The sequence below is a fragment of the Streptomyces sp. NPDC007162 genome, assembly GCF_040634175.1.
In the GTDB taxonomy this organism is placed as follows: Bacteria; Actinomycetota; Actinomycetes; order Streptomycetales; family Streptomycetaceae; genus Streptomyces.
The window spans coordinates 1-11,445 of the sequence record NZ_JBEYFC010000282.1 but is presented as its reverse complement, the minus strand read 5'-3'; the positions used below and the strand labels follow the sequence as shown (position 1 = coordinate 11,445).

The following is an 11,445-nucleotide window of genomic DNA, read 5'->3' as shown; positions in this document are numbered from 1 at the left end:
GGAGAGGGTGTCGGCGCTCTGCGTGCCGCTGTCCGGGTGCACCTGGTCGTAGTAGTCCACGGTGGCGAACCTATCGACGGGAGGGATCCGGCGGATCTGCGTTCATCCGAAGTCGTGAGAGCGGCGCGACGGTTGACGGACCGCCGCGCCACCGGTGTCACTGCTTCCTCAGGGAGCGACCGCGCGGCCGGTCTGAGCGGAGATCCGTCCGGGGCAAAGCCCCTTGGCGGTGAGGGTCCCCGCGATGCGCAGGATCGCGGCCAGGGTGTTGGCCGGCCACTCGTGCATCAGGATGATCTGGCCGCTGGTGAGCCGGGAGACCGCCTGCACGATCGCGTCGGTGCTCGCGCCGTTCCAGTCCTGCGAGTCGACGTCCCAGATGATCTGGGTCAGCCCGTACTTGGCCTCGACCGTGCGCACGGTCGCGTTGGTCTCGCCGTACGGCGGCCGGAACAGGGTCGGCGTCCCGCCGCCCGCGGCGGCGATGGCCGACTGGGTGCGGGAGATCTCCGAGTCGACCACCGCCTGGGTCTGCTGGGTCAGATGCGGGTGGGTGTAACTGTGGTTGCCGATCCACATGCCCGCGCCGGCCTCGGCTCTGACCTGCGCGGGGTAGGCGGCGGCGTACTGGCCCTCGTTGAACAGGGTGGCCCGCAGTCCGTTGGCCCTGAGGGCGCTGAGCAGGCCCGGGGTGTGGGCGTCGGACGGCCCGTCGTCGAAGGTGAGGCCCACGTAGCCGGTGCAGGTGGCCGCGTGGGACGGGACGGCGCCGACGGTGAGCGTGCCGACGGCGGCCAGGGCGACGGCGGTCGCCGCCAAGGGGCGTAAGGAGCGTTCTGCCGGCGCGCTCATCAGGCCACCGTGATGGTGGAGCTGCCGCTGCTCTGGTAGCCCTCGGTCGCGAGGATCTGGTAGTAGCTGAAGCTGCCGAGGGGCATGCCGGCCCTGGCCCAGGCGTCGAAGTGGTTGCCGGTGGTGATGGTGCCGCCGGTCCGCTTCGACTGGCGGACGCTCCAGTACTGGTTGAAGGTCTTGGTGCCCTCGACCGACGGCGCGTTGTACCGGGTCGTGAGGTAGATGTCGTAGGTGCCGCCGTCGCTGGTGACGCTGCCCTTGTAGGTTCCGGTGGGCCGGTAGGTGCCCCAGTTGTCGACGATGTAGTACTCGACGAGCGGGTTCGAGGTCCAGCCGTAGAGGGACAGGTAGCCGTTGCCGGAGGGGCTGAAGCTGCCGGAGTAGGTCACGTTGCGGCGGGCTCCGGTGCTCCAGCCCTTGCCGCAGACGAAGTTGCCGGTGTTGCGCCAGCTGGCGCCGTAGGTGCCGCCGGAGCCGAGGGTCATGGACACCGTGCCCTGGGCGTCGGTCCAGAAGGAGTAGTAGTAGCCGCCGTTGGAGCCGGTCTGGTTGGTGGTGACGACGGTGGCGGCGCGGGCGGTGCCGGGCAGGGCGAGCCCGGCGGCGGCGCCCAGCAGCAGGGCGCCGGCGCTCCGGCGGCTCAGTGCGTGGTCGAGCGGGTTCATGCAGTGCCTCCTCTGTGGCCTGTGCGGGTGCGGTTGTGGCTTGGTGGGGAGTGTTGGTCTGCCCATGTCACCTGTCAACAGTTTCGGTAGTTATTTCGAAACCTTCGCTCCACCACTTCGGCCATCTGTGCAGTTCAACCGAGTAATTCGAGACCACCAGATCGAGATGGTCGACCTTCGGCCAGATGAAGATCCTTTGCGTCATCAGAAAAATCCCGAATGTTTCGTAACAGATAGCGAATTCTGTCGGCCGCGCCGGAACATGCCGCTGTGCGGAGCAATCACGGGCGTGTCCTCCGGTGGCCCGGGAGGCTGGTCGTCTTGTCGAGACACGTAGGCCAGGAGTCCCGGGTGAGGCACGACGGTCGCTACCCAGCACTGCCCGCGCCTCCCGCGTGGATGCGCTGGCTTCCCGTCATGTACGTCGCCGGGGTGCTGGTGGTCGAGCCGATCACCCCCGTGTCGTGGCCGGTGAGCTTCGCTCTGATCGCGCTGCCCCTGGTGACCGCCTTCGCCCATGTGGCGGTCGTCGTCGCCGGTACCACCGTCTTCGCCGTCGGCTTCGAGATGCTGCTGGCCGGCACCCCGTGCTGCGCCGGCCGCTCCGTCGGCTACATCTGGGAACGGCACTACGTCGCCGTCTACGCCTGCACGGCCCTGGTGGGCGCCCTCGGGACGGTACTGGCCGCGCACCGGACGCGCCGCGAACGCACCCTGGCCGACGTCCGGTTCGTGGCCGAGATCGCGCAACGCGTCCTGCTCCGGCCGGTGCCGCACCGGATCGGCGACCTGCTCCTGGAGAGCTTCTACCTGTCCGCCGCCGCGGAGGCCCGCATCGGCGGCGACCTCTACGAGGCGGTGCCCACCGCGTACGGGGTACGGCTCCTCATCGGCGACGTGCGCGGCAAGGGGTTGCTCGCGGTGGAGACCGCGGCCGCGATGCTGGGGGCGTTCCGTGAGGCCGCGCACGACGAACCCGATCTGAACGCGCTGGTGGAGCGGGTGGACGTCAGCATGTCGCGCAGGGCCGACCAACTGGGCGGGCAGGAGACGGCCGAACGGTTCGTCACCGCCGTCTTCGCCGAGATCCCCGGCGACGAGCGGGTCGTCCGCGTCCTCAACTGCGGTCACCCGCCGCCGCTCCTGATCCGCCCCGGCGAGGTACGCGAGCTGGACCGGGGCCGGCCGGGGCCGCCGTTGAACCTCGGCATGCTGGTCGGGGACCCCTACCGCGTGGACACCTACGCCTTCGGACCCGGTGACCAGCTGCTGCTGTACACGGACGGCGTCACGGAGACCCGGGACCCGGACGGCGTCTTCTACCCGCTGCTGCAGCGACTGCGCTCCTGGGGCCCGATGCCGCCGCCGGAACTGCTGGCGCGGCTCCACCAGGATCTGCTCGACTACAGCCACGACCGACTGCGCGACGACACGGCCGCCCTCACGGCGTTCCTGCTGCCCGGACCGAGCGGCTGACGCACCGGTCCTGGCCGGGCTGCTCGTAGACTCCCCCCATGGCATTCCTGAGCACCCCTCACCACTGCTTCCTGTGATCGCGGGGCCCTGAGGGCGACGCCGGCCGGCGTCGCCCTCCTGCGCATGCCCACCGCGACCCACACCCGGAGTGCCCCGTGCCCGCCCTGCTTCCCCCTGCCCTGAAGCTCTCCCTCGATCTGCTGCGCTGTCCGGTCTGCCGGACCCACCGGCTCCTCGCCGGCCCCGGCACCCTGCGCTGCCCCGACGGCCACTGTTTCGACGTCGCCCGCCACGGCTACGCCGCCCTGCTCACCGGCTCCCGCGCCACCAGCGGTGACGACACCGCCATGGTGCGGGCCCGGGAACGGTTCCTGGCCACCGGCGGTTACGCGCCCGTCCGCGACACGGCGGTGCGCCTGGCGGCCGCCGACGCGCCACGGCGCGCCACGGTCGTCGACGTGGGCTGCGGCACCGGCCACTACCTGAGCGGTGTCCTCGACCGGCTGCCCGCCGCCCGTGGCCTGGGGCTGGACACCTCGGTGCGCGCGCTGCGCTCGGCCGCCCGGGCGCACACCCGGGCCGCGGCGGCGGCCTGGGACGTCTTCCGGCCCTTCCCCCTGGCCGGCGGGGTGGCGGACGTGGTCCTCGACGTGTTCGCCCCGCGCAACCCGGCGGAGTTCCACCGGGTGCTCCGCCCGACGGGACGGCTGCTCGTGGTGCGTCCCACCGGACGGCACCTGGCCGAGCTGCGCGGCCGGTTGCCCGCGCTGGTGGGCGTCGACCCGGCCAAGGAACGACGCCTGCACCGGGCGCTGGACCCCTTCTTCGAGACCGTGCGCACCGAACGCGTCGAGTACCCCCTGCCGCTGGACCGGCCTCGGGCCGGCGACCTGGTGCGGATGACACCGAGTGCGCGGCACCTCGGCGGGGTCGACGTGGGCGGGCTGGTGCCGGAGCGGATCACCGTGTCGGTGCTGGCGACCGTCTACCGGCCTCGGTGACGGTCACAGGAAGCTGACGCCCTGGGCCAGGGTCAGCTCCCCGGAGTAGTTGACGGTGCTGGTGGCCGCGCGCATGTATGCCTTCCAGGCGTCGGAGCCCGACTCACGGCCGCCGCCGGTGTCCTTCTCGCCACCGAAGGCACCGCCGATCTCCGCTCCCGAGGTGCCGATGTTGACGTTGGCGATCCCGCAGTCGGAGCCCGCGGCCGACAGGAAGAGCTCGGCCTCCCGCTGGTCGCGGGTGAAGATGCTGGACGACAGCCCCTGGGGGACGTCGTTGTGCAGCGCGATCGCCTCGTCGAGGGTGTCGTAGGTGAGGAGGTACAGGATCGGCGCGAAGGTCTCCTCGCGTACGACGCCGCTCTGTTCGCCGGCCCGGACGAGGGCGGGCTCGGTGTAGGCCGCCGCCGGTGCCGACGCGGCCAGGCGGCGGGCTCCGCCGGCCAGGACCTCGCCGCCGTCGGCCCGGACCCGGCCGAGGGCGTGGTGCATGGCGTCGAGTGCGGTGGTGGAGATCAGCGGGCCGACGAGGGTCGTGTCGTCGAACGGGTCGCCGACGGGGAGCCTGCCGTAGACCTCGGTCAGGCGCTCGGCGAGGGTGTCGGCGGTGTCGCGGTGGACGATGAGCCGGCGCAGCGTGGTGCAGCGCTGGCCGGCCGTGCCGGCCGCGGCGAAGACGATGCTGGGGACGGCCAGGTCCAGGTCGGCGGAGGGGGTGACGATCGCCGCGTTGTTGCCGCCGAGTTCCAGCAGGCTGCGGCCGAGGCGGGCGGCGACCCGCTGGCCGACCTCGCGGCCCATGCGGGTGGAGCCGGTGGCGCTGACGAGGGCCACGCGGGGGTCGTCCACCAGCCGCTCGCCGACCGCGCGGTCACCGAGCAGGAGCCGGTGGACGTCGCGCGGGGCGCCGGTCTCGTCGGCGGCCCGGGCGAGCAGGTGGTGGCAGGCCAGGGAGGTCAGCGGGGTGAGTTCGGAGGGCTTCCAGACGACGGTGTCGCCGCAGACGAGGGCGACGGCGGTGTTCCAGGACCACACCGCGGCGGGGAAGTTGAAGGCGGAGATCACACCGACCACGCCGAGCGGGTGCCAGGTCTCGGCCAGCCGGTGGCCGGGGCGTTCCGAGGCGATCGTACGGCCGTACAGCTGGCGGGAGAGGCCGACCGCGAAGTCACAGATGTCGATCATCTCCTGGATCTCGCCGAGTGCCTCGGAGCGGATCTTGCCCGCCTCCACGGTGACGAGATCGGCCAGGTCGCCCTTGTGGTCGCGCAACAACTCCCCCAGGCGGCGCACCAGGTCACCACGGCGCGGGGCGGGAGTGGTGCGCCAGGTGAGGAAGGCGGCGCGGGCGGCGGTGACGGCTTCGTCGGCATCGGCCCGGGTGGCGGCCCGCAGCCCGAAGAGCGGCTCGCCGGTGACCGGGGTGCGGGCCGGGAGGTCGTCGCCCTCGGGAGCCCGCGCACCGATGTTCCGCAGGCAGGTCAGGGCGCGGGCACGCAGGTCGTCCGTGGTGGGCAGCGCGGTGCTGGTCATGGGGTCCTCCCGGGGTGAGGGATCAGCGGGGCGGGTCGGTGAGGCCGAGGGCGCGCGCGACATGGGCGAGGGAGCGGTTCTGCTGCTGTTCGTAGAGGGTGAAGGGATCGAGGACCTCGCGGCCGATGGCACCGGAGAGCCAGTCGGCGTCGTAGGCGGTGCCCTGCCTGTCGTGATCGCGGGTGCCCGCGCCGCTGAGGTTGGACTGGAAGATGCCGGCGGCCGAGCGGGGCAGGAAGTCCTCGTAGACGACGGGTTCCGCGACTGTCCAGCCCTGCCGCAGCAGTTCGGCGACGCCGGCCGGCGGTGCGGCGCCGTCGCGCGGCCGGCAGTCGGCGAGCCGGTAGGTGAAGTACGCCAGCCCCTCGGCCGCCAGTTGTTCCTCGCTGCCGGGCATGTGCCGTTCCCAGACGGTGCGCGCGACGTCGTCGCGGGCCGCCGCGGGCTGCCGGGCGGCCTGCTCGTCGACGCGGGCGAGGAGTTCGTCGTACCGGGCCCGTCCCGTCCTGGTGAGGGCGATGCCGCGGGCCTCGACCTCGCCGAACCGCACCCGCAGGGCGCCGCTGACGACGCTGCCGTCCTCTGCGCGCATCGCGCGGGGTTCGGCCAGGGCACGGAAGGAGGTCTGCCGCAGCAGGACGTCGGGGCCCCGCCAGGCCGGCGGGCCCTGGATGGTGTCGATCATCTCGACACCGCGGTCGGTCATACGGCGGTACAGGTCGTCGATGTCCAGGACGCGCGGGGTGAGGTGGTTGATGTGGGTGCTGCGGACACCGCCGATGTCGGCGGCGACGGCGGACACCCGCTCCAGCGTCCGGTACCACGCCCTGTCCACCGGCTCCGGCGACAGCTCGAAGGATCGGACGGCCAGTCGGAGGAAGCGTTCGGCGTCGTCCGGCGGCAGTCCACGCTCGGCCTCGGCGCGGTCGGCCAGGGTCAGCAGTTCCGGGGGGAAGAGTTCGCGGGCGGCGAGGAAGGTCTCCAGGCGGGCGCGCAGGCCGGGGTCGAAGAAGCGCGGATCGGCGGGGGTGAGCAGGGAGGTGAACACCCGGAAGGGGTTGCGGGCGAGTTCCTCGCCGTCGACCGGCCGGAAGGCGGTGGAGACGACGGGGACGGCGCTCGCGGCGGCCTCCCGCAGGTCGTAGAAGCCGACCGGGTGCATGCCCAGGGCGCCGAAGATCCGGGCGACCTGCGCCAGTTCCCGCGGGGTGCCGACGCGGATGGCACCGTGCCGCTCGGCGGTCACCCGGCCGATGGAACCGAGGCGTTCGGCATCGGCTCCCCGGGCGCGCAGCACGTCCGCGTTGACCTCGTGGGAGACGTCCACCAGCGTGGTGTAGGCGGGTACCTCATGTCCGTACATCCCTGACAACCGCTGCGCGAACGCGGCCCTCAGCCGCCACTGGCTGATCGTCGACATGGTTCGGCCTTTCCGTCGGGGCGGTACCGGAAACCCACTGGACCGAGTGTCATAGGTGATCCCTACCATGTGACCTCAAGACAACCATGCGACCGGCCCGTTGGATGCGTGCCGGTCGGGGTCGCCGATGCCAGGGTCCGCTCCCCGGGCTGCGGTGATCTTCCTACTCAGGAGGACCTTCCGCATGTTCCGACGAATTGGCAGTGCCGTCGTCCGACATCCCGTCTGGACGATCGTGGCATGGCTGATCGCGGCGGTGGCGATCGTGGCCACCGCCCCGAGCCTGCCCTCGAACAGCGACGAGAGCAGCTTCCTGCCCAAGAGTTACGAATCCATCAAAGCGGCCGACCTCCAGGCGAAGGCGTTCCCCAGCGCTTTCACCCCGTCCGCGATCGCGCTGTACCAGCGCACCGACGGCGGCAGGCTCACCGCCGCCGATCTGAAGGACGTCTCCCGGATCACCACCGAACTGGGCGGCAAGCACATCGACCAGGTCCAGAAGGTCGTCCCCGGCCAGCCGTCCAAGGACGGCAGATACACCATGACCCTGGTCCAGATGGACAGCAAGAACGCCGGTCAGCCCGTACAGGCGGACGCGGCCAAGGTGTTGCGCGACGACGTCAGGCAACTGACCAGGGGCACCGACCTGGAGGCCAGGCTCGGCGGCTCGGCCGCGCAGGCACTGGACCAGCAGGACTCGTCCAAACGCGGTGAGGCGCTGATCGGCATCGGCACCTTCCTGATCATCCTGGTGACCCTGTTGATCATCTTCCGGGCGCCGATCCTCGCGGTCCTGCCGCTGATCACGATCGGCCTGGTGTCCGCGATCGCCAACGGTCTGATCGCCTACGCCACCAAGCTGTTCGGTCTGCAGGCCAACAGCTCCGTCTCGTCGATCCTGATCGTCGTGCTCTTCGGTGTGGGCACGGACTACTTCCTGTTCCTGATGTTCCGCTACCGCGAACGGCTGCGCGCCGGCGACGAACCCAAGGAGGCCATGGTCAACGCGGTGGCCCGGGTCGGTGAGGCCATCGCCTCGGCGGCCGGCGCGGTCATCATCGCCTTCCTCGCGCTGGTCCTGTCCACGCTGGGCTTCCTCAAGCAGATGGGCCCGGCGCTGGCCATCGCGGTCTCCGTGACCCTGATCGCGGGGCTGACCCTGATTCCGGCCGTCGTCTCGCTCATCGGCCCGAAGGTGTTCTGGCCCTCCAAGTCCTGGCAACGCGAGCCGGAGAACGCCCGGTTCGCGGCCCTCGGCCGTGGTGTGCAGCGCCGCCCGGCGCTGACCGCCGCAGTCTCCGGCCTCGTCCTGGTGGTGCTGTCGCTGGGCACACTCGGCTACCACGCCACGTTCGACCTGGCGTCGGGCTCGATGCCCAAGACCAAGGAGTCCATGGTCGTCCAGGACGAGATGCAGAAGGCGTACTCCGCCGGTGCCGCCGCACCCACCGACGTCTACCTGTCCAGCACCGGCGGCAAGCCGCTGGACAGGTCCGCGTTCGACGCGTACGCGCGCAAACTCGGCGCCGTGGACGGTGTCGCCAGTGCCCGGCTGAACCAGCTCAACAAGCCCGGTACCACGGCGGACTTCACCGTGACGCTCAAGTACGAGGCCTCCACGGACAAGGCGATCGACACGGTGGGCCGGGTGCGGGACGTCGCGCACGCCAGTGCTCCCGAGGGCACCGAGGCGGTGGTCGGCGGCATGTCCTCGATCTACAAGGACATCGACTCCGCGGTGAACCACGACTACCGGACGGTGTTCCCCGTCGCCGCCCTGCTGATCATGGTGATCCTGGGGCTGCTGCTGCGCAGTGTGGTCGCGCCCTGGTACCTGATCGCCTCGGTGGGCCTCGGCTTCGGCTCCACGCTGGGCGCGACGGTCTGGATCTTCCAGGACGCCCAGAACAAGCCAGGGCTGATGTTCATGCTCCCGGTGATCATGTATCTGTTCGTGGTCGCCATCGGCACGGACTACAACATCCTCATGATCGCCAGGCTGCGTGAGGAGGCCCGGGAGGGCCGGGAGCCGCGCGAGGCGGCCGGCATGGCGCTGCGGCACGCCGGACCGACGGTGGCCGCGGCGGGCTTCATCCTGGCGGCGACCTTCGCCACGATGATGCTGGCCGGGAACTCGCTGCTCACGGAGATGGGCTTCGCGGTGTCCTTCGGCATCGCGGTGGCCGCCTTCGTGATGGCGATGTTCTTCACCCCGAGCCTCACCGCCCTGATCGGTCACGCGGCCTGGTGGCCGGGCCATGCCGACCGGGCGCGGCCGGACACGGGCGGCGGCTCCTCCCCCGCCGCGGACGAGTACCAGGCGGCGGGACGGCGCGGCTAGCGGCACCGCGGACACCAGGGGGCCGGCGGGCCGTGCGGCCCGTCGGCCCCCTGTCCTTCCTCAGCCGTGCCGTGGGGCAGCCGTGCTCCCAGGCCCGGCGCGGCGCCGGCCCTACGCGGCCAGTGCGTGACCGGGGTGCAGGACCACCTTGGTGTAGCCCTCGACCCGCTGGTCGAACTTCTCGTACGCGCCGGGTGCCTCCTCCAGCGGCAGTTCGTGGGAGACCACGAAGCTGGGCTTGGCCCGCCCCGCGATGATCAGGTCGCGGAGCTGCCGGTTGTACTGCTTGACGTTGCACTGGCCGGTGCCCATCCGCTGGCCCTTCTCGAACATCCTGCCGATGGAGACCAGGAGCTGGCCGTGCTTGGCGTGCTCGTCGGGTCCGCCGGGGTCGGACGGGACGTACAGGCCGGGTATGCCGAGCATGCCGGTAGGCCGTACCGTCTCGACGAGGGTGTTGAGGACCACGGCGGGTTCCTCGTGGCTCGCGTCGTGCGCCTGGGCCTGGTAGCCGACGGCGTCGACGCCCTTGTCGGTGCCCTCACCTCCGGTCTGTTCCTTGATCTGTTCCGCCGGGTCACCCCGGGTGAAGTCGATCGGTATCGCGCCGATCTCCTCCGCCTTGGCGAGCCGCTCCGGTACCCGGTCGACCGAGAACACCTTGGCCGCGCCGCGCAGCAGCGCGGAGTAGGCGGCCATCAGCCCGACCGGACCCGCGCCGAAGACGGCCACGCTCTCGCCGGGGATCACCTGGGCGAGTTCACAGCCGTGGTAGCCGGTCGGGAAGATGTCGGCGAGCAGGACGAAGTCGGTCTCGAATTCGTTGCCCGGTGGCAGCTTCAGGCAGTTGAAGTCGGCGAACGGCACCCGCAGCAGCTCCGCCTGGCCGCCCTTGTAGGGGCCCATGGCCACATAGCCGTAGGCTCCGCCGGCGAAGCCCGGGTTCACCGTGAGGCAGAATCCGGTCTTCCCGGCCAGACAGTTCTTGCAGAACCCGCAGGCGACGTTGAAGGGCATGACGACCCGGTCGCCCTGGGACAGCGAGGCGACACCCGAGCCGACCTCCTCGACGATGCCGAGGTTCTCGTGTCCGAAGACGATGCCCGACTCCGCGGCCGTGCGGCCCTCGTACATGTGCAGGTCGGACCCGCAGATCGCGGTGGATGTGACCCGTACCAGCACGTCGTTCGGGTGCTGGATGCCAGGATCGTCGACGTCCCTGACAGCGACGCTGAAGGGCTTCTCGTAGACAACGGCTTTCACCTGGTTCACCTCCGCGTGTCGAACGCCACGAGGCAGGGCCCAGGCAGGTCGGTGCCGCAACCTTGGGCGCTCTTGTTTCACCGTCGGATACTTCCAGAAAACGCCGGTACGGCAGGCGGTGCAAGTTCCGGGCCGAGCGCGTCAACGCCGCACGTCGAACCCGGTGTCGTCGGCCGCCGGATGCGGCAGCCGTTCCAGCGCGGCGGCGACGCCGGCCTGTGCCACGACGTCGATCAGTGTCTGCCCGATCACGGAGACCGGTGCACGGGCCGGGAGCATCAGGCCGATCCGCTCCGTACGCGTGGGCCGGACCAGCGGAACGGCGCGCATGCCTGTCGGCACCGCGAAGACGTGCGGCCAGGCCTGCGGCACGATGTCGGCCCACTGCCCGGCCCTGACCTGTGCCGGGTGCTGGGCTCGGGACCGGATGCCCCGGACGTTCCCTGGGCCGACTACGCGGCCGACCACGACCGCGTCCGCGACGCGAGCGGGTGTTCCGCACGGCCCCCGGGAAGGCCGTCTTCACCGTCAACGACTTCACGATGGTGCAGGCGCCGCCGGGCCATCTGGTGCGAGGCCGGCGCGTCGTCCTGGTGAACCGCGTCGACCTCACCGGGCTGGGGTTGGAAGACGGCGCCCTGGTGGACCTGGTCAGCATCTGGACCGACGGTTCACAGCGGCGGGCCGACGCCTTCCGGGTGGTCGGTTACCCGACGCCCAGGGGTTCGGCGGCGGCCTACTACCCGGAGCAACACGCTCACGTCGAAGAGCGTGATCGTCCGTCTGGAGCGGGCCGCTCAGCTCCCCACGGGACGGGAGCCGCTCACCGAAGACGCCTCGGCGGACGTCGTGATCGTCGGCGGCGGCTACACCGGTCTGTGGACCGCGTAC

Annotated in this window: 8 protein-coding genes and 2 pseudogenes; 4 read left to right on the top strand and 6 right to left on the bottom strand. The window is 71.1% G+C overall.

The features are described 5' to 3' along the window. Positions 1-171 precede the first annotated feature (171 nt). Positions 172-852, bottom strand: a pseudogene (locus ABZ646_RS28200) (polysaccharide deacetylase family protein); the annotation flags it as partial. After that, complete coding sequence (locus ABZ646_RS28195; protein WP_360524601.1) at positions 852-1,520, bottom strand: glycoside hydrolase family 11 protein; 669 nt, start codon at positions 1,518-1,520, stop codon at positions 852-854. The pseudogene ABZ646_RS28200 and the gene ABZ646_RS28195, both read right to left, overlap by 1 nt. A gap of 351 nt (positions 1,521-1,871) precedes the next feature. Here ABZ646_RS28195 and ABZ646_RS28190 point away from each other — a divergent pair, with 351 nt between their 5' ends. Both ABZ646_RS28190 and ABZ646_RS28185 read left to right on the top strand, forming a co-directional pair. Beyond that, entirely contained in the window at positions 1,872-2,996 is a 1,125-nt protein-coding gene (locus ABZ646_RS28190; RefSeq protein ID WP_360524598.1) for a PP2C family protein-serine/threonine phosphatase, read from the top strand. Between the two features lie 155 nt (positions 2,997-3,151). Next, a complete protein-coding gene (locus tag ABZ646_RS28185; RefSeq protein ID WP_360524595.1) occupies positions 3,152-3,997 on the top strand; it encodes a putative RNA methyltransferase in 846 nt (281 codons plus the stop codon). 3 nt (positions 3,998-4,000) lie between these two features. Here the strand turns inward: ABZ646_RS28185 and ABZ646_RS28180 are convergent, their stop codons facing one another. Both ABZ646_RS28180 and ABZ646_RS28175 read right to left on the bottom strand, forming a co-directional pair. Further along, positions 4,001-5,530, bottom strand: coding sequence for an aldehyde dehydrogenase family protein (locus ABZ646_RS28180; protein WP_360524592.1), 1,530 nt, complete (start codon positions 5,528-5,530; stop codon positions 4,001-4,003). 22 nt (positions 5,531-5,552) lie between these two features. Next, the gene (locus ABZ646_RS28175) at positions 5,553-6,950 is read right to left on the bottom strand and encodes a VOC family protein (RefSeq protein WP_360524589.1); all 1,398 of its coding nucleotides are present in this window, start codon (positions 6,948-6,950) and stop codon (positions 5,553-5,555) included. A gap of 184 nt (positions 6,951-7,134) precedes the next feature. Here ABZ646_RS28175 and ABZ646_RS28170 point away from each other — a divergent pair, with 184 nt between their 5' ends. After that, positions 7,135-9,291 carry an MMPL family transporter gene (locus tag ABZ646_RS28170; protein ID WP_360524586.1) on the top strand — a complete coding sequence of 719 codons (2,157 nt, stop codon included), beginning with the start codon at positions 7,135-7,137 and terminating at the stop codon, positions 9,289-9,291. A 111-nt stretch (positions 9,292-9,402) separates the two neighbouring features. Here the strand turns inward: ABZ646_RS28170 and ABZ646_RS28165 are convergent, their stop codons facing one another. Then, positions 9,403-10,554 carry a glutathione-independent formaldehyde dehydrogenase gene (locus ABZ646_RS28165; protein WP_360524583.1) on the bottom strand — a complete coding sequence of 384 codons (1,152 nt, stop codon included), beginning with the start codon at positions 10,552-10,554 and terminating at the stop codon, positions 9,403-9,405. A gap of 141 nt (positions 10,555-10,695) precedes the next feature. Beyond that, positions 10,696-11,022, bottom strand: a complete 327-nt coding sequence (locus tag ABZ646_RS28160; protein ID WP_360524580.1) for a hypothetical protein — start codon at positions 11,020-11,022, stop codon at positions 10,696-10,698. Positions 11,023-11,039: 17 nt separating this feature from the next. On the opposite strand from ABZ646_RS28160, the pseudogene ABZ646_RS28155 reads away from it, so the two are divergent. After that, a pseudogene (locus ABZ646_RS28155) lies at positions 11,040-11,309 on the top strand (hypothetical protein); the annotation flags it as partial. Between the last annotated feature and the right edge of the window lie 136 nt (positions 11,310-11,445).